The sequence below is a fragment of the Acidovorax sp. BoFeN1 genome (genome assembly GCF_003345135.1).
In the GTDB taxonomy this organism is placed as follows: Bacteria; Pseudomonadota; Gammaproteobacteria; order Burkholderiales; family Burkholderiaceae_C; genus Acidovorax; species Acidovorax defluvii.
Genome location: NZ_QOZT01000084.1, coordinates 1 through 16,658 on the forward strand (window position 1 = coordinate 1; position 16,658 = coordinate 16,658).

Annotated in this window: 16 protein-coding genes and 3 pseudogenes; 9 read left to right on the forward strand and 10 right to left on the reverse strand. The window is 65.8% G+C overall.

Going from position 1 to position 16,658, the window contains the following annotated elements; translation table 11 throughout:
• A pseudogene (locus DTW89_RS15720) lies at positions 1-164 on the reverse strand (IS5/IS1182 family transposase); the annotation flags it as partial.
• A 50-nt stretch (positions 165-214) separates the two neighbouring features.
• Between DTW89_RS15720 and DTW89_RS15725 the strand changes: the two are divergent.
• Positions 215-1,384 (forward strand): annotated as a pseudogene (locus DTW89_RS15725) (methyl-accepting chemotaxis protein); the annotation flags it as partial.
• A gap of 136 nt (positions 1,385-1,520) precedes the next feature.
• Here DTW89_RS15725 and DTW89_RS15730 read toward each other — a convergent pair.
• The gene (locus DTW89_RS15730) at positions 1,521-2,597 is read right to left on the reverse strand and encodes an extracellular catalytic domain type 1 short-chain-length polyhydroxyalkanoate depolymerase (protein ID WP_114656624.1); all 1,077 of its coding nucleotides are present in this window, start codon (positions 2,595-2,597) and stop codon (positions 1,521-1,523) included.
• A 99-nt stretch (positions 2,598-2,696) separates the two neighbouring features.
• On the opposite strand from DTW89_RS15730, the pseudogene DTW89_RS19780 reads away from it, so the two are divergent.
• Positions 2,697-2,947 (forward strand): annotated as a pseudogene (locus tag DTW89_RS19780) (helix-turn-helix domain-containing protein); the annotation flags it as partial.
• 24 nt (positions 2,948-2,971) lie between these two features.
• On the opposite strand, the gene DTW89_RS15740 reads toward DTW89_RS19780, so the two are convergent.
• Together DTW89_RS15740 and murJ are read right to left on the reverse strand one after the other, a co-directional pair.
• Positions 2,972-3,823: a SirB1 family protein gene (locus DTW89_RS15740; RefSeq protein WP_114656625.1), complete on the reverse strand. Its 852-nt coding sequence runs from the start codon at positions 3,821-3,823 to the stop codon at positions 2,972-2,974.
• Positions 3,824-3,913: 90 nt separating this feature from the next.
• Positions 3,914-5,479: a murein biosynthesis integral membrane protein MurJ gene (gene murJ, locus DTW89_RS15745; RefSeq protein ID WP_114656626.1), complete on the reverse strand. Its 1,566-nt coding sequence runs from the start codon at positions 5,477-5,479 to the stop codon at positions 3,914-3,916.
• 199 nt (positions 5,480-5,678) lie between these two features.
• Between murJ and rpsT the strand changes: the two genes are divergently transcribed.
• Positions 5,679-5,981: a 30S ribosomal protein S20 gene (rpsT, locus tag DTW89_RS15750; protein WP_024815998.1), complete on the forward strand. Its 303-nt coding sequence runs from the start codon at positions 5,679-5,681 to the stop codon at positions 5,979-5,981.
• Between the two features lie 234 nt (positions 5,982-6,215).
• Here the strand turns inward: rpsT and DTW89_RS15755 are convergent, their stop codons facing one another.
• Positions 6,216-6,545, reverse strand: coding sequence for a DUF3579 domain-containing protein (locus DTW89_RS15755; protein ID WP_024815999.1), 330 nt, complete (start codon positions 6,543-6,545; stop codon positions 6,216-6,218).
• 230 nt (positions 6,546-6,775) lie between these two features.
• On the opposite strand from DTW89_RS15755, the gene DTW89_RS15760 reads away from it, so the two are divergent.
• From DTW89_RS15760 to DTW89_RS15770, 3 genes are all read left to right on the forward strand, one after another.
• Positions 6,776-7,972 (forward strand): aspartate aminotransferase family protein, encoded by a 1,197-nt coding sequence (locus DTW89_RS15760; protein WP_024816000.1) that lies wholly within the window; start codon positions 6,776-6,778, stop codon positions 7,970-7,972.
• Positions 7,973-7,994: 22 nt separating this feature from the next.
• A complete protein-coding gene (gene argF / locus DTW89_RS15765; protein WP_114656627.1) occupies positions 7,995-8,915 on the forward strand; it encodes an ornithine carbamoyltransferase in 921 nt (306 codons plus the stop codon).
• Between the two features lie 321 nt (positions 8,916-9,236).
• Positions 9,237-9,563, forward strand: coding sequence for a YkgJ family cysteine cluster protein (locus tag DTW89_RS15770; protein ID WP_114656628.1), 327 nt, complete (start codon positions 9,237-9,239; stop codon positions 9,561-9,563).
• 34 nt (positions 9,564-9,597) lie between these two features.
• Here DTW89_RS15770 and DTW89_RS15775 read toward each other — a convergent pair whose 3' ends face one another.
• The 5 genes from DTW89_RS15775 to DTW89_RS19420 form a co-directional block, all read right to left on the reverse strand.
• The gene (locus DTW89_RS15775) at positions 9,598-10,764 is read right to left on the reverse strand and encodes a sensor domain-containing diguanylate cyclase (protein ID WP_114656633.1); all 1,167 of its coding nucleotides are present in this window, start codon (positions 10,762-10,764) and stop codon (positions 9,598-9,600) included.
• A gap of 175 nt (positions 10,765-10,939) precedes the next feature.
• The gene (locus tag DTW89_RS15780) at positions 10,940-11,170 is read right to left on the reverse strand and encodes a hypothetical protein (protein ID WP_024816004.1); all 231 of its coding nucleotides are present in this window, start codon (positions 11,168-11,170) and stop codon (positions 10,940-10,942) included.
• Positions 11,171-11,172: 2 nt separating this feature from the next.
• Positions 11,173-13,044: a ferrous iron transport protein B gene (gene feoB / locus DTW89_RS15785; RefSeq protein WP_114656629.1), complete on the reverse strand. Its 1,872-nt coding sequence runs from the start codon at positions 13,042-13,044 to the stop codon at positions 11,173-11,175.
• Entirely contained in the window at positions 13,041-13,358 is a 318-nt protein-coding gene (locus DTW89_RS15790; protein ID WP_236637170.1) for a FeoA family protein, read from the reverse strand. The genes feoB and DTW89_RS15790 overlap by 4 nt, the downstream gene beginning before the upstream one ends.
• Positions 13,359-13,390: 32 nt before the next feature.
• Positions 13,391-13,555 carry a hypothetical protein gene (locus tag DTW89_RS19420; RefSeq protein ID WP_161555645.1) on the reverse strand — a complete coding sequence of 55 codons (165 nt, stop codon included), beginning with the start codon at positions 13,553-13,555 and terminating at the stop codon, positions 13,391-13,393.
• Here DTW89_RS19420 and kynB point away from each other — a divergent pair.
• From kynB to kynA, 3 genes are all read left to right on the forward strand, one after another.
• Complete coding sequence (gene kynB / locus DTW89_RS15795) at positions 13,554-14,180, forward strand: arylformamidase (RefSeq protein WP_114656630.1); 627 nt, start codon at positions 13,554-13,556, stop codon at positions 14,178-14,180. The two genes, DTW89_RS19420 and kynB, sit on opposite strands and share 2 nt — an antisense overlap.
• 88 nt (positions 14,181-14,268) lie before the next feature.
• Entirely contained in the window at positions 14,269-15,591 is a 1,323-nt protein-coding gene (gene kynU, locus DTW89_RS15800; RefSeq protein WP_114656631.1) for a kynureninase, read from the forward strand.
• Positions 15,592-15,609: 18 nt separating this feature from the next.
• Positions 15,610-16,491: a tryptophan 2,3-dioxygenase gene (kynA, locus tag DTW89_RS15805; RefSeq protein ID WP_114656632.1), complete on the forward strand. Its 882-nt coding sequence runs from the start codon at positions 15,610-15,612 to the stop codon at positions 16,489-16,491.
• The last annotated feature ends 167 nt before the right edge of the window (positions 16,492-16,658 follow it).

Consider the following 16,658-nt stretch of genomic DNA (forward strand, 5'->3'; position numbering starts at 1 on the left):
CCGTTGCCGGCCTTGGGGTAGTGCGGCTCTATCACCTGGCACAGGGCGGCCCAAGGCACTATTGTCTCCATGGTCCGCAAGAACTCTTCACGTCGGGTGGGCTTGCGCGACTGCTCGAATCCGTTGTCTTGATCTGCGGCCATTGCCAGGGTCTGCTGCTTCATCTGCGGATAACGTTTGAGAAGCGACAACGGTGGACCTTGATCAGCATTGCCCTAAGGCCGGCAGCGACACGCCGGTGGAGAAAACTTCCTACGTCAAGGGCTTCGAGCCATGGGGCTGGGTGATTGGCTCGGGCGTGTATGTGGACACCGTGAATGCCGCCATCTGGCAGCGTGCCCTGGGCTTTGGTGCGGTGGCACTGGTGCTGGGCGCGGCGTTGCTGGTGCTGGGCACCCTGGTTTCGCGCAACCTGTTGCGGCAGCTGGGCGGCGAGCCCGACTATGCGCGCAGCATTGCGCGCAGCATCGCCCAAGGTGACCTGGCGGTGGCGGTGACCACCCGGCCCGGCGACCAATCGAGCCTGATGCTGGACATCCAGGCCATGCAGGGCAACCTGCACCGCATCGTGCAGCGCGTGCGCAGCGGCACCGAGCACATTGCCAGCGCATCGCAACAGATTGCAGCCGGCAACCACGACCTGTCCAGCCGCACCGAATCCCAGGCCAGCGCCCTGGAGCAAACCGCCGCCTCGATGGAGGAAATGACCTCCAACGTCAAACAGAACGCCGACAACGCGCACCAGGCCAGCGTGCTGGCGCAGTCGGCCTCAGACGTGGCACGCAAGGGTGGCGCGGTGGTCGAAAAGGTGGTGCAGACCATGGGTTCCATTGAGGCGTCGTCGCGCAAGGTGGCCGACATCACGGGGGTGATCGAAGGCATTGCCTTCCAGACCAATATCCTGGCGCTCAATGCCGCCGTGGAAGCCGCCCGCGCGGGCGAGCAGGGCCGCGGCTTTGCCGTGGTGGCCACCGAGGTGCGCAGCCTGGCGCAGCGCTCTTCCGAGGCCGCCAAGGAAATCAAGGCCCTCATCGGTAATTCCGCCGAACAGGTCAAGGCCGGAACGCACCTGGCCCAAGAGGCCGGCACCACCATGCAGGCGGTGGTGGATAGCGTGCTGCGGGTCTCGACCATGATCGAAGAAATCAGCCAGGCCAGCCGCGAGCAGACCGACGGCATCGAGCAAATCAACCAGGCGGTGTCGCAGATGGACCAGGGCACGCAGCAAAATGCCGCGCTTGTGGAGCAGGCCGCCGCAGCCGCTGCATCGCTGCAGCAGCAAGCACAAGAGCTGACGCAGGTGGTGGCCACCTTCCAACTGGGCTCCTCACAGGGGGCGCACGCCGCACTTTCGGCGGGCACCGCCCCCCTGCGGCTGTCCTGAGCCATTGCACACCCCTCGCCCGCCCTGGCGGGGGGCGGCAATGCGCCAGATCACCGACAGGTTGTGAATGGCGTAGCGGCCATCAAAAATAATAGCGCCTAGCGCTTATCCCATAAGGCCTAGCGGCCTATTCGGTTCAAATTTTCTTGAACTGGCGCGCAACAAACGCCCACACCAGTGCCGAGGCGTCTGGCCCCGCCGGATCGCTGTAATTCAGGCCGGGCGCGCCGCCGCTCCAGGCGTGTCCCAGGCCCACAATTTCTCGCAGCGTGACCTGCGCTCGGCCGCGTGCCTTGTACTCCGTCACCCGCACCGCATGGCGCCGGCCGCGCTGCATGGTGCGCACCGGGCCTGCGCGCGCGCCCAAAGACTCGGCCCACAGCACGGCTGTGGCGGCTGCGTTGCGCACCGAGACCACGTTGTCCGCATCACCATGCAGGATCAGCAACGGCGGCAGCGGCGCCATGGCTGCCCCTACGGCAGCCAGCGCCTGTGACGGGTCAGGCAGGTGCGCTTCACGCCGCCCATGCATGGCCGCCATGGCGGTGGCGGCAGAGTCGGCCGTGCCGGGGGCCACCCCCGAATGCATGGCCACGGCGCAAAACCGGTCGGGGTAACGCGCCGCCAGCAGGGCAGCCATGCTGGCACCGGCCGACAGGCCCGCCACGGCCACGCGGGCCATGTCCACCGGGTGGCGCCGGGCCACCAGCTCGATGGCAGCCAGCAGCGTGGCCGCCTCGGCATCGGCCTTGCCGCTGCGGCGGTCAAACCAGTTCCAGCAACCATGGGCATTGGCCAGGCGTTCCTGCTCGGGATAGAGCACGAGAAAGCGATGGCGCACCGCCAGGCGGTTCATGCGCGAACTGGCCGCCAGCTCGCGCCCGGTCTGGCCACAGCCGTGCAGCATCACCAAAAGTGGCAGTTTTTCGCCCGCACGCAAGGCAAGCCCCGGCGGCACATACAGGTGAAAGCGCCGCGCGCCTGCAGGGCCAGGGGCAATGCCGGCAAGCCACTCGCCGCTGGCGGGCAGCGGCTTGCGCGGCGTGCGGGCAACGGGCGCCGCCTTGGGCCGCGCACGCGACACGGCTACCGCCTTGGCACGCACGGGCTTTGCGGCACGCACCGGCTTGGTGACGCGCGCAAAGGCCTTGAGGTTGCGCTGATAGGCGCGCGTCAGAGCGGACAGGGAGAACAGGGGCGAGCGACGGGACATGGGTGCAGGGTGCCATTCATCAGGGAAAACCCTGTCCACAATAGCAGCTTACGGGCCAGCGCGTTTTTTGCCCTGGATCACCTAGCGGCCTGCGCGCTGGCCATGGCGCAGGTGGCGCGCACCTCGCCCCGCCACCTTACCCGGCTGTTGCTGGAAACTGCGGGAATCGCGCCCCTGCAATACCTGCGCCGCATCCGCCTGGCGGCTGCCGGAGCAGCGCTGCGGACCGGGCGCCACGCCACCCGGACGCCAGCGCTGGCGGGTTCAGCTCAGATGCGCGGTTGCGCCGGGCATGGCACCAGTTCGGGCAGCCGGGAACGCGCTCTCAGGGTGGCGAGCCTGATCGCTGAATGCGAGCATCGGCCCAAAAAAGGTCAGCTCCCCAGGCGACGCAACTCCACCAGCCGGTCGGCGATCGCAGCCACGTCAAGTCCGTCTTCCACATGCGCCAGGTAGGTTTGCAGATCGGACACCGCCTGCGCCACATTGCCGCGCTCGGCATGCGCCAGCCCGCGGTCGCGCCACTCGCCCCAGGCCTGGGGCAGCAGCACGATCAGGCGGTCCTGCACGGAGATCAGGCGCTGCCAGTCTTCCTGCGTGCGGTGCACTTCCTTGAGGTTGCGCAGCATGCGGGCAATGATGTCGCGCGGCATGGCCGCCTGCAGGTAAAGGCCCAGCGGCACGTCGTAGTCGTCCACCAGGCCGCTCTGGCGCTTGAAAGGCTCCAGCCGCTCGGAAAGCTCTTCCCGGCTGAGCGACTGGCCAGACACGGGGTCCATCACCACCTGCCCCTTGGGCAGCATCACCTTGACCATGAAGTGCCCGGGAAACGCAATGCCGCGGGCCCGCAACCCCAGGCCCTGGGCCAGCTCCATCCACAGCACGGCGAGCGATATCGGAATGCCGCGGCGCGTGCGAAGCACGGCATTCAGATAGCTGTTTTCGGGGTCGTAGTAGTTGTTGATGTTGCCGGCAAAGCCCAGATCGGTAAAAAAGAACTGGTTGAGCATGCGCAGGCGCTGCAACGCGGGCGCATCGGCGGGCAAGCGGCGCTGCAGCCGGGCCAACAGCTGGTCCACATCACCCAGGAGCTGCTGCACATCCAAGTCGATGTATTCATCTTGCGCCAGGCTGGCGGCGGCTTCGAGCAGGGGAAAGTGCTCGTCGCTTTGCACCAGCGCGGCAAAATATTCCAGTGCGGTCGGAACGGAATAGCTCAGAGACATGGCAGGGTTGTACGGTGGGCGCCGGGGCACGTCAAGCCACACCCAGCGCGGGTTTGAGGGTCATTGCTGTGCGCACGCGGCGCGGCGGCGTCAGCGCCGAAGCATCTGGCGCAGCTTCAATCCGGCGGCCCACAACGCCCCGAAATACAGCACCACCGAGGCGCACAGCACCAGGGCCAGCAGACCCGCACGCTGGCCACTTCGCGATCGCATCTCCAGCCACGGGAAATACTGCGCCGCCCACAGCAACAAAACTGCCAACAGGGTACTGGCGGCCACCACCTGCAAGGCAAAACGTGCCCAGCCGGGCTGGGGCCGGTAACTGCCGCGGCGCAGCAGCCCCACCAGCAACCACAGTGCATTGACCAGCGCACCGAGGCCAATCGACAGCGCCAGCCCCGCGTGGGCCATGAACGGCACCAGAGCCACATTGAGCAACTGCGTGATGACCAACACCACCATGGCAATTTTTACGGGCGTGCGGATGTCCTGGCTGGCGTAATAACCGGGCGCCAGCACCTTGATGGCCACCAGCCCCAGCAAACCGGCCCCATACCCAACCAGGGCGATGGCGATCTTGCTTACGTCGCTGTCGAGCAAGGCGCCGTGGTGGAACAGCGTGGCCACCAGGGGCGTGGCAAAGGTGAGCAGTGCCACCGCGCTGGGCACGGCCAGCAGCACCACGATGCGCAGACCCCAGTCGAGCATGGCCGAATAACGCTGCGAGTCACCCGCGGCCTTGGCGGCGGCAAGCTGGGGCGTCAGCACCACGCCCAGCGCTACGCCCAGCAACGCGGTGGGAAACTCCATCAGCCGGTCGGCATAAAACAGCCAGGTGACGCTGCCCGGCGTCAGGTACGAAGCGATCTGGGTATTGATCATGAGCGAAATCTGCGCCACACCCACGCCCAACAGTGCCGGAGCCATCAGCGTGAGAATGCGGCGCACGCCGGGCTCGACCCAGGCGGCGCGCACGGCGCGCCAGCTCACGCCGATGCGCGGCAGCAGGCCCAGCCGGTACAGCACAGGCAACTGCACCGCCAGCTGCAGCACGCCACCCAGCATGACCCCCCCGGCCATCGCGTAAATGGGTTCGATGCCACGGGCGGCCAGTTGCGGGGCACCCAGCCAGGCCGCGGCGATCATGCACAGATTCAGCAGCACCGGCGTGGCGGCGGGCACGGCAAAGCGCTTCCAGGTGTTGAGCACCCCCGCCGACAGCGCCACCATCGACATGAAACCGATGTAGGGGAACATCCAGCGCGTCATCAGCACGGCGGCATCAAAGCTGTCCGGGCTCTGGCGCAAGCCGCTGGCCAGCAGCCACACCAAAAGCGGCGCACCCACCACCCCCAGCACGCAAGTGAGCAGCAGCACCCACGCCAGCGCTGTGGCCACTGCGGCAATCAGCACGCGCGTGGCGGCATCACCATGCTGGGCCTTGGAAGCGGCCAGCACCGGCACGAACGCCTGGCTGAAAGCGCCCTCGGCAAACAGGCGCCGGAACAGGTTGGGAATGCGAAAGGCCACATTGAAGGCATCGGTCAGCGCGTTGGCACCAAACATCGAGGCCATCAGGAGGTCGCGCACCAGGCCCGTCACGCGGGAGGCCAGGGTCAGGAGGGAGACGGTGGAGGCGGCTTTGAACAGGGACACCGCGGGAAGTGTAGCCCCCCTGAGGCACTGCGCGCCTTCGCCCAAAGGGGGACACACCAGCCGTGGCCAGCTCAAGCCAGTTCCATAGCGGCGCTGGCGAACGCACCACTCCGGTTCAGCGCCGCAGCCACCGTGAGCCTGATTGGGCTATAATCGTCGGCTTTGCTGGCATCATCCTCAGACACAAGGAAACACATCAATGGCATCCGCTAAACCAAAAAAGAAGAACCCGCGCCTGGCGTCGGGCCGCAAGCGCGTCCGTCAGGACGTCAAGATCAACGCCGCAAACACCTCGCTGCGTTCCAAATACCGTACCGCTGTCAAGAACGTCGAAAAGGCTATTCTGGCTGGCGACAAGACCAAGGCGAGCGAACTGTTCGCCAAGATGCAAGCCGTGGTGGACACCGTGGCCGACAAGGGCATCTTCCACAAGAACAAGGCAGCTCGTGACAAGAGCCGCCTGTCTGCCAAGGTGAAAGCCCTGGCACTCGCAGCCGCTTAATTCACCGCCTGCCCCGGCAGGCAAACAGCCCGGACGGGTCACACCGTTCGCCGTTTGTAACGGGTGCGCTGCCAGCAAAGCAAAAAACCGCCTTCGGGCGGTTTTTTGCTTTGCTGGCACCCTGCTGAATCGGGGACAGACCGGGATCGGCTCCAGCCGAGACCGCTCTGTCCTCGACACTTCAAAGGTTTGTGGGCGCAGCCCAAGCGCCCTGCCTGCAGCAGCGGACTGGAGTCAGCGTTGCAGAGGCTCCGCGGGCGGGTCGGGCAGCAGGCAGGCTTCTGCCACTTGCAGGTTGTTGTCGCGTGCGAAATTGATGACGAAATCCCAGGCCATGGGCTCGTGGTCGCGCAGGTCGCTGTTGACCACCACGCATTTCACGCCATTGAGCGTGGTGGGAATGCACCAGGGGGAATAGCTCAGATGGCTGCCAGGCTTGGCGCCGCCGGGCCGAAAACTGCTCATCACCCCGGCCAGCCGCTCGGCCCAGTCGCTGGGTCGAAAGGTTTTCCCTTCGTGGGTGATGCCCTGAATAAAGACTTCTTTGGAGGAGGGAGAAACCATCGGGGGTCTGATTGGTAGAGGACGGATACCGCAGGATCGCTGCTTGCCACGCCACGCTTTGCATTCTAACTCTTATATAAGAGCTGGCCCACCTCCTCCCCATCAGCGCATTGCAGTGATGCGCAATCGTCATCGTCGGGCGCATGCGCTCGCCCTAGAATCGTGCATCGCCTTTTCGGGTGGCGGCCAGCACGGGCCGGCCCTTTACCGCAACGTCTGGAGAACACTGCATGACCGCTTTCATTGAGGCCGCCTCGCCCCACGTGATGAACACCTATGGCCGCGTGCCGATTGCGCTGTCGCACGGGCAAGGCTGCCGCGTGTGGGACGTGAACGGCAAGCAGTACCTCGATGCGCTGGGCGGCATTGCCGTCAATACGCTGGGGCACAACCACGCCAAGCTGGTGCCCGCACTGCAGGACCAGATCGGCAAGATCATGCATTCGTCCAACTACTACCACGTGCCGGGACAAGAGCAGCTGGCCGCCAGGCTGGTAGAGCGCTCGGGCATGACCAACGTGTTCTTCTGCAACTCGGGGCTGGAAGCCAACGAGGCCGCCATCAAGATCGCGCGCAAGTACGGCGTGGACAAGGGCATCGCCAAGCCCGAGATCGTGGTGTATGAAAAGGCCTTTCATGGCCGCTCGATTGCCACCATGTCGGCCACGGGCAACCCCAAGATCTACAGTGGCTTCGGACCGCTGGTCGAGGGTTTTGTGCGCGTGCCGGTGAACGACATCGACGCCATCAAAAAAGCCACCGAGGGCAACCCCAACGTGGTGGCGGTGTTCTTCGAGACCATCCAGGGCGAAGGCGGCATCAACCCCATGCGCGTTGAATACCTGCAGCAGCTGCGCAAGCTGTGCGACGAGCGCGACTGGCTGATGATGATCGACGAAGTGCAGTGCGGCATGGGCCGCACCGGCAAATGGTTTGCCCACCAGTGGGCCGGCATCGTGCCGGATGTGATGCCCCTGGCCAAGGGCCTGGGCTCGGGCGTGCCGATTGGCGCCGTGGTGGCTGGCCCCAAGGCGGCCAACGTGCTGCAACCGGGCAACCACGGCACCACCTTTGGCGGCAACCCGCTGGCCATGCGCGCCGGCAACGAAACCATCCGCATCATGGAAGAAGACGGCCTGCTGCACAACGCCGCCGCCGTCGGCCTGCACCTCAAAACCGCGCTGCAACATGCACTGGGCGGTCTGCCCGGTGTGAAAGAAGTGCGCGGCCAGGGCCTGATGCTGGGCGTGGAGCTGACCAAGCCCTGCGGCGTGCTGGTGGGCCGCGCGGCCGAAGCCGGCTTGCTGATCAGCGTGACGGCCGACAGCGTGATCCGCCTGGTGCCACCGCTCATTCTCACCATTGCCGAGGCCGACGAAATCGTCGCCACACTCACCCCTCTGGTCAAAGCCCTGCTGGCGGAATAAGCCAGCCCGCAACGAGAGCGCCATGAAACACTACCTGCAGTTCAACGACCTCACCGCCGACGAATACGCCTACCTGTTCGAGCGCGCCGCGCTCATCAAGAAGAAGTTCAAGGCCTACGAAAAGCACCACCCGCTGGTGGACCGCACGCTGGCCATGATTTTCGAAAAAGCCAGCACACGCACGCGCGTGAGCTTTGAGGCGGGCATGTACCAGCTGGGCGGCAGCGTGGTGCACCTGACCACGGGCGACAGCCAGCTCGGTCGCGCCGAGCCGATTGATGACAGTGCCAAGGTCATCAGCCGCATGGTGGACCTGGTGATGATCCGCACCTATGAGCAGACCAAGATCGAGCGCTTCGCCGCGCACTCGCGCGTGCCGGTCATCAACGGCCTGACCAACGAATTCCACCCCTGCCAGATCCTGGCCGACATCTTCACCTTCATCGAGCACCGTGGCTCCATCCAGGGCAAGACCGTGGCCTGGGTGGGCGACGGCAACAACATGGCCAACACCTGGCTGCAGGCGGCTGCGCTGCTGGGCTTCAAGGTGCATGTGAGCACACCCCGTGGCTACGAAATTGATGAAAAATTGGCCGTTGGTGCAGGCGGAACAAGCGCAAGCAGCTATCAATTTTTTAGCAATCCACTCGAAGCCTGCCAAGGTGCGGACCTGGTCACTACCGATGTGTGGACCAGCATGGGCTACGAGGCCGAGAACGAAGAACGCAAAAAGGCCTTCGCCGATTGGTGTGTGGACGCCGAAATGATGGCCGCTGCCAGGCCCGACGCCCTGTTCATGCACTGCCTGCCCGCCCACCGTGGCGAAGAAGTCGAGGCCGATGTGATCGACGGCCCACAATCCGTCGTCTGGGACGAGGCAGAAAACAGGATGCACGTGCAAAAGGCACTCATGGAGTACCTTTTGCTCGGCCGCGTTGCATGAAACGCGACGAGGTGGCGCGCCAGCGCCAGCAGCCTGTTTCGGCGCAGGCTCATGTCCGCAACGCGGACGTGAAGCAGCCGCAGGCTGCGGGCCGACGCCAAAACCACATGCACGTGCAAAAGGCACTCATGGAGTACCTTTTGCTCGGCCGCGTTGCATGAAATGCGACTAGGTGGCGCGCCAGCGCCAGCAGCCTGTTTCGGCGCAGGCTCATATCCGCGCAGCGGATGTGAAGCAGCCGCAGGCTGTGGGCCGAAGCCAAAACCGAATGCACGTGCAAAAGGCGCTCATGGCGACCCTTTTGCTCGGCCGCCAAGGCGCATGACCCACCCCTGCCTCACCTGCGGCGCCTGCTGCGCGAGTTTTCGCGTGGACTTCTCGGTGCACGAAACGCAGGAGATGGGCGGCGACGTGCCCGATGGTCTGGTGGTGGAGGTGACGGGCGCCACCAGCCGCATGCGCGGCACCGACCACAGCCCGCCGCGCTGCGCGGCACTCACGGGCAAGGTGGGCACACAGGCGGCCTGCGGCATCTACGAATGGCGCCCCTCGCCCTGTCGCGAGTTTGCGGCTGGCAGCCAGGCCTGCGACCGGGCGCGCATGCGCCAAGGGCTGCCGCCCTTTCCCGCCCAAGCGCATTGGGCCTGACGGCGCGGCAAGGCCCGTGCGTTAGGACTGTGCGTTACTGCACCGGAAGCGGCGGCATTGACATGCCATCGGCCTGTGGCGCCTGTGTCGGTGCATCCCCCGCCACGCACACCCGGTTGCGCCCCTCGGCCTTGGCCTGGTAGAGCGCCCGGTCCGCCAGGTCGATCAGCGCCGCCGGTGCCACCCGGGCGTTGTGTGCACAAGCCACCCCCACCGACAGCGTGACGCCAATCGGTTGACCATCGGCCAGCCAGCGCCGCTCGGCCACCTGCTGGCGCAGGGCTTGCGCACGCTCCACGGCGGTTTGCAGCCCCATGCCAGGCAAAACCAGCAAAAACTCTTCCCCGCCATAGCGGCAACAGATGTCGCTCGGTCGCATGGACTGCAGCAGCAGGGCCGAGATCTGGCACAGGACATCGTCCCCGGCCGCGTGACCATGGCGGTCGTTGATCTGTTTGAAAAGATCGAGATCGATCAGCAGCAGGGCCAGCGTGGCGCCCTCGCGAGCGCAAGCGTCGGTTTCGCGTTGCAGCGCCGTGGTGAGGTAGCGGCGGTTGTAGAGGCCGGTCAACGGGTCGCGATTGGCCTGCTCGGTCAACTGGTCCTGCAAGGACTGAATGGCCTGCAGCTGGCTTTGCAGCGCCGCTTCGCTCTGGCGCAGCCGGGCCCGCGTGGCGCTGAGCGCGACGGTGCGGGTGTGGGCGTCGCGGGCAAACAAGACCAGGTAAGCCGACAGGCACAGCATGCTCATGAGGCTGACGCGCAGCGAGGTCTCGGGGGTAAAACGCCACCCGTCCAGCGCCACCATCAACGTCGCCCCGGCGGCTGCGGCTGCCAATGCCTGCATCACCCCCTTGAGCGCCCGGAACGCAGTCATGTTGATGCAGCCGCAAATGACCAGGGTGAAAACAATCCACAGCGGAAAACCAAGCGCTGCGGCCCACAGACCGAAACAGAAGTTGTCCAGCAGCAGATTGTGGATTTCCGCCGTCAGCGAATCCCTGGCGTGGCGGGCCCGCAAATAAACCACATGCGGATAAACCAGAAACTGCAGCACCATGAGCCACCATGCCCAGGGGCCATGACCGTGCTCCAGAAAGTGAACCGAAAGAACCGCAACGAAGATCAGCCAGGACACGCTGCGATTGCGGTAGTTCATGCGAACGACCCAGTGGGCTGGCGCAGCAGGTTCGGCGGTCATGGAGCAGGTGCGGCGGTGGCGAAAAATGGTCACCCACAAACGGGTGCAAAAAAACCGCCCCCTCCGCAATCGCATCACGCACAGGAGCAGCCGTTGTCTTGCAAATGTAACAACAATTTTTGGGGAAGATCCAGCGCTTTGGACCTGATAAGACGCGCTGCGCCCGTTCCACCCATCAGCGCTTCGGGGCTATCCACACCGCCTTGCGCTGCGGCGACTGCGCATCGGGTGCGTGCAAGGGCGTAGCGCACCCCCCGCAATCGCTGCAAGCCCCGCAAGACGGTGCCTTGCCCAGCCCTGGCCGCAAAGCGCCCAGGCGCCTGCGCAGCGCAGCGGGCAACCAGTACCACGCAGCATAGCCCGCTGCCAGGGCCACGATGGCTCCCACCGCAATGTCTTGCCACATGGTCAGGCGCCTCCCCACGCCAGCGCCAACCGGTAGGTCAGCCAGCTGGCGCCATACGCCAGCGCAAAAAGATACGCGGCCATCAGCAAGGCCAAGCGCCACGAGTTGGTCTCGCGCCGCACCGTGGCCAGCGTTGACAGGCACTGGGGAGCAAACACAAACCACACCAGCAGGGACAGCGCCGTGGCCAGCGACCACTGCTGGGCGATCAGCGGCCCCAGCTGGGCCGCCACATCGTCACCCGAGGCCGACAGGGCATACACCGTGCCCAGCGCACTCACCACCACCTCGCGCGCCGCCATGCCGGGCACCAGCGCCACGGCAATCTGCCAGGTGAAACCCAGGGGCGCAAAGATGACCTCCAGCGCGCGGCCCAGTTGCCCGGCAAAGCTGTACTGGATGGCCGGGCCCACGGCCCCCTCGGGTGCAGCCGGATACGACGACAGAAACCACAGCAGCACCGTGAGCGCCAGGATGATGCCGCCCACGCGCTTCAAAAAAATCGTGGCCCGCTCGTACAGGCCCCGCGCCAGGCTGCGCAGGTTGGGCAACCGGTACGGCGGCAGCTCCATCAGCAGGGGCGTGGCCCGCATGGGGCCGCGCCAGATCTTCAGCACCGCCGCCACGGCCATGGCGCTCAGGATGCCGCCCATGTACAGCGCGAACATCACCAGGCCCTGCAGGCTGAAAACGCCCCACACGGTGCGCGCAGGAATGAAGGCGGCGATCAGCAGCGCATACACCGGCAGGCGCGCCGAGCAGGTCATGAGCGGCGCGATCATGATGGTGACCAGCCGCTCGCGCCAGTGGGTGATGGTGCGCGTGGCCATGATGCCCGGTATGGCGCAGGCAAAGCTGGACAGCAGCGGGATGAACGAGCGGCCCGACAGCCCCACCGTGCCCATGAGGCGGTCCAGCAGAAAGGCCGCCCGTGGCAGATAGCCCGAGTCTTCGAGCGCCAGGATAAACAGAAACAAGATCAGGATCTGCGGCAAAAACACCAGCACCCCGCCCACGCCGGCCAGGATGCCATCAACCAGCAGGCTGCGCAGCGCGCCATCGGGCAGCCTGGCATGCACCCACTGGCCCAGCGCCTCGGCGCCGTCCTTGATGGCCTCCATGGGCGGCGCGGCCCAGCTGAACACCGCCTGGAACATCAGGAACATGGTGGCCGCCAGCAGCAGCATGCCCCACAGCGGGTGCAGCACCACGCGATCAATGGCGTCGTCCAGGCGCATCGGTTCGGCTGGCTCGTGCACCGCAAGGCGCAGGATGCGGCGTGCTTCCTGCTGGGTTTTCAGCACCTGCTCCATGCCCTGGGGCTGCCAGGGCCGGGCCTGCACCGCGCCCTGGGCACGCCAGCCATCAAGAAACTGCAGCAGCTCATGTGCCCCGCCCTTGCGGATGCCCACGGTTTCCACCACGGGCATACCCAGCTCGCGCTCGAGCACGGCGCGGTCGATGGTGATGCCCGCGCGGCGCGCGGCGTCGCTCATGTTGAGCGCCAGCACCATGGCGATGCCCATGGCCTGCGTCTCCAGCACCATGCGCAGACCGAGCTGCAGGTTGGTCGCATCGACCACGCACACCAGCAGGTCGGGCGCCGCCTCGCCAGCACGCTGGCCCGTGACCACGTCCCGCGTGACGGCCTCGTCGGCGCTCAGGGCGTTGAGGCTGTAAGCGCCCGGCAGATCGAGCACGCGCACACGCTGGCCCGAGGGCGTGGTGAGCAGGCCCTCCTTGCGCTCCACGGTCACGCCGGCGTAGTTGGCCACCTTCTGGCGGCTTCCGGTGAGCAGGTTGAACAGGGCAGTCTTGCCGCTGTTGGGGTGGCCCAACAGCGCCAGGCTCAGGGGGGCGGCCGGCGCGTTCATGCCTGCACCTCACCCACCGGTGCCGTGGTGCTGACACCCACCAGCGCCGCCTCGCGCCGGCGCAGGGCAAAGGTGGTGCGCCCCACGCGCACGGCCAGCGGGTCGCCTGCCGGAAACGCCCGCGCCACCACACGCACGCGTTCGCCGGGCAGAAAGCCGATTTCCAGCAGCCGAAGCAGCACATCGCCATCCTGGGGCGCGGCATCCATGCGCAACGCACTGACCCAGGCATCCACGCGCAGCGGCAGATCAGCCAAGCCAAGGGGCTGTTCACCGGAGGGGGCGGCGGCAGCGCTGCGGAGCAAATCGGTCAAGGGCTTCACCCACTTCTAAATAAAAATAATTCTCATTCTATCGTCTCAACAAAAAGAACGGTGGCGGCGCCCATGGCAAAACAGCGCTTTCTTGATGCTGCGCAAACCCACTCGACCGATACGCGGTGGCCGGATTCCTGCCCGCGTTGCCATAAAGCGACACCACAAAATAACCAGCGCGCTACCTTGTAGTCCATGCAAAAGCTCTGGGACATTTCCCCCTCTGTCCACGTCGGCACACCAGTGTTTCCCGGCGACACGCCTTACCAGCAGCATTGGTGCGCCACCATGGCGCCAGATTGCCCCGTCAACGTCAGCGCCATCACGATGTCGCCCCATGTGGGCGCCCACGCCGATGCGCCGCTGCACTACGACGAGCGCGGCGCCGCCATTGGGGATGTGTCACTCGACGCGTTTCTGGGCCCCTGCCGCGTGGTGCACGCCATCGGCTGCGGCCCGCTGATCGAGTGGCGACACATCGCCCACGCGCTGGACGCCAACCTGCCGCAGCGGGTGTTGGTGCGCACTTACGCCAAGGCCCCCGTGCAATGGGACGATCAGTTGACCGCCTATGCCCCCGACACCATTGAACGCCTGGCCGACCGGGGCGTGCTGCTGGTGGGCATCGACACCGCCAGCATCGACCCGGCCGACAGCAAGACGCTGGCCAGCCACCAGGTCATTCGCCGCCGCAATCTGCGCGTGTTGGAAAACCTGGTGCTCGACGATGTGCCCGAGGGCGATTACGAACTGATTGCCTTGCCGCTCAGGCTGACCACCGCCGACGCCTCGCCGGTGCGCGCCGTGCTGCGCGCGCTGTGATGCACTGATTTCAAGACTTTTTGGCCTCTAGCGCTTATGCGATAAGCGCCAGAAGCTATCAAAACAGAAGCAACCGACCCTGACTGCCATGACCACCACCCACCAAGACTGCCGCACCCTGGATGCACAAGACCCGCTGGCGCCGTTGCGCGATCACTTCAGCCTGCCCGCAGGCGTGATCTACCTCGATGGCAATTCGCTGGGCGTGCTTCCCAAGGCCACCGCTGCCCGCGTGGCCGACGTGGTCACGCGCGAATGGGGGGCCGACCTCATCCAGTCCTGGAACACCGCCAGCTGGTTCGACCTGCCCCAGCGCCTTGGCAACCAGCTGGCCCCTTTGATCGGCGCGGGCCCGAATGAGGTGGTGTGCACCGACAGCACCTCCATCAATCTCTACAAGGTACTGAGCGCGGCGCTGAACATCGCCCGCGAGGACAGCCCTGGGCGCCGCCGCATCGTGAGCGAGCGCAGCAACTTCCCCACCGATCTCTACATTGCCGAAGGCCTGTGCAAGGAGCGCGGGCTGGAGCTGGTGCTGGTGGAGCCCGAAGACATTGCCGCCGCCCTCACCAGCGATGTGGCCGTGCTCATGCTCACCCATGTGAACTACCGCACCGGCGCCATGCACGACATGGCTGCCATCACCGCCGCCGCACATGCCCAGGGCATTTTGTGCGTGTGGGATTTGGCGCACAGCGCGGGTGCGGTGCCCGTGGACTTGAACGATGTGGGCGCTGATTTTTCGATTGGCTGCGGCTACAAGTATTTGAACGGCGGCCCTGGCGCGCCCGCGTTTGTGTGGGTGCACCCGCGCCATGCCAGTCGGCCGGATATGAAGTTCATGCAGCCGCTGTCGGGCTGGTGGGGCCACGCCACGCCATTTGCATTCACACCCGACTACCAGCCCGCACCGGGCATCACGCGCTATCTGTGCGGCACGCAGCCCATCATCAGCCTGTCGGCCCTGCAATGCGGACTGGATGTGTTCACTGCCGCCGAAGCCCTGGGCGGCATGGCGGCGCTGCGCACCAAGTCGCTGGCGCTGACCGACCTGTTCATCCAGCTGGTGGAAGAACGCTGCGCGGGCCACGGCCTGGGCCTGGCCACCCCGCGCGAGCATGCCCGGCGCGGCTCGCAGGTGTGCTGGACCCGTGACGAAGGCGCAGGCGTGAACGGACAAGGCAGCGGCGCCTACGCCATCGTGCAGGCGCTGATCGCACGCGGTGTGATTGGAGACTTCCGTCGAGGCGACGGCGGCAATGGCCCGCACAAGGACATCCTGCGCTTTGGCTTCACGCCGCTGTACATCGGCTTTGAAGACGTGTGGAATGCCGTGGAGCACCTGCGCCAGGTGCTGGACACCGCCGAATGGCAGCGCCCCGAATTCAACCAGCGCCGCGCCGTGACCTGACCGAGAAGGAACCCCGCCATGTGCCCCTTTTCCCAAAACCCTGCCAGCGCAACGCCCGCATCCGCAACGCCCGAAGCCATCGTGCATGCCGAGCGCGCCCAGCTCGACTTCAGCCAGAGCATGAGCTACGGCGACTACCTGCAGCTGGACGCCATCCTCAGCGCGCAAAAGCCGCTGTCGCCCGCGCACGACGAGATGCTGTTCATCGTGCAGCACCAGACCAGCGAGCTGTGGATGAAGCTCATGCTGCACGAGCTGCGCGCCGCCATCGGCCACATCGCACGCGACGAGCTGCAGCCCGCGTTCAAAATGCTGGCGCGCGTCTCCAAGATCATGGAGCAGCTGGTGCACGCCTGGGATGTGCTGGCCACCATGACGCCGCCCGAATACAGCGCCATGCGGCCTTATCTGGGCAGCTCCAGCGGGTTCCAGAGCTACCAGTACCGCAGCATCGAATTCGCCTTGGGCAACAAGAACCGCGCCATGCTGCAGCCCCACGCCCACCGCCCCGACCTGCTGGCCCAGGTGCAGGCCGCTTTCGAGTCCCCATCGCTGTACGACGAAGCCCTGCGCCTGCTGGCCCGGCGCGGCCTTCCCGTGCCCGCCAGCCACACCGACCGCGACTGGACGCTGCCCTACGCCGAAAGCGATGCGGTGGAGCGCGCCTGGCTCACCGTGTACCGCGACCCCGCGCAGCACTGGGACCTGTACCAGCTGGGCGAGGAGCTCACCGACCTCGAAGACGCCTTTCGCCTCTGGCGCTTTCGCCATGTGACCACGGTGGAACGCATCATCGGCTTCAAGCGCGGCACGGGCGGCACCGGCGGCGTGAGCTACCTGCGCAAGATGCTGGATGTGGTGCTGTTTCCCGAAATCTGGAAACTGCGCACCGATCTGTAAAATTTGAGCCAAATCGGCCTCTAGCGCTTGTGTATAAAGCGCGAGCAGCTATTAAAAGCAGAGTGCCACCACCGCGACAGCGCCTGCACGCGGCGGCTGGTAGTCTGCTTCCTGCGCACGACGCCCCGCCCCGCAACCATTTCCGCTTCACCGCCTGTGCCCCATCC

Coding starts and splice junctions, on each gene's coding strand:
- DTW89_RS15730 (WP_114656624.1), bottom strand. CDS start 2,597: ATGTCCCGTCGCTCGCCCCTGTTCTCCCTGTCCGCTCTGACGCGCGCC.
- DTW89_RS15740 (WP_114656625.1), bottom strand. CDS start 3,823: ATGTCTCTGAGCTATTCCGTTCCGACCGCACTGGAATATTTTGCCGCG.
- rpsT (WP_024815998.1), top strand. CDS start 5,679: ATGGCATCCGCTAAACCAAAAAAGAAGAACCCGCGCCTGGCGTCGGGC.
- DTW89_RS15755 (WP_024815999.1), bottom strand. CDS start 6,545: ATGGTTTCTCCCTCCTCCAAAGAAGTCTTTATTCAGGGCATCACCCAC.
- DTW89_RS15760 (WP_024816000.1), top strand. CDS start 6,776: ATGACCGCTTTCATTGAGGCCGCCTCGCCCCACGTGATGAACACCTAT.
- argF (WP_114656627.1), top strand. CDS start 7,995: ATGAAACACTACCTGCAGTTCAACGACCTCACCGCCGACGAATACGCC.
- DTW89_RS15770 (WP_114656628.1), top strand. CDS start 9,237: ATGACCCACCCCTGCCTCACCTGCGGCGCCTGCTGCGCGAGTTTTCGC.
- DTW89_RS15775 (WP_114656633.1), bottom strand. CDS start 10,764: ATGACCGCCGAACCTGCTGCGCCAGCCCACTGGGTCGTTCGCATGAAC.
- DTW89_RS15780 (WP_024816004.1), bottom strand. CDS start 11,170: ATGTGGCAAGACATTGCGGTGGGAGCCATCGTGGCCCTGGCAGCGGGC.
- feoB (WP_114656629.1), bottom strand. CDS start 13,044: ATGAACGCGCCGGCCGCCCCCCTGAGCCTGGCGCTGTTGGGCCACCCC.
- kynB (WP_114656630.1), top strand. CDS start 13,554: ATGCAAAAGCTCTGGGACATTTCCCCCTCTGTCCACGTCGGCACACCA.
- DTW89_RS19420 (WP_161555645.1), bottom strand. CDS start 13,555: ATGGACTACAAGGTAGCGCGCTGGTTATTTTGTGGTGTCGCTTTATGG.
- kynU (WP_114656631.1), top strand. CDS start 14,269: ATGACCACCACCCACCAAGACTGCCGCACCCTGGATGCACAAGACCCG.
- kynA (WP_114656632.1), top strand. CDS start 15,610: ATGTGCCCCTTTTCCCAAAACCCTGCCAGCGCAACGCCCGCATCCGCA.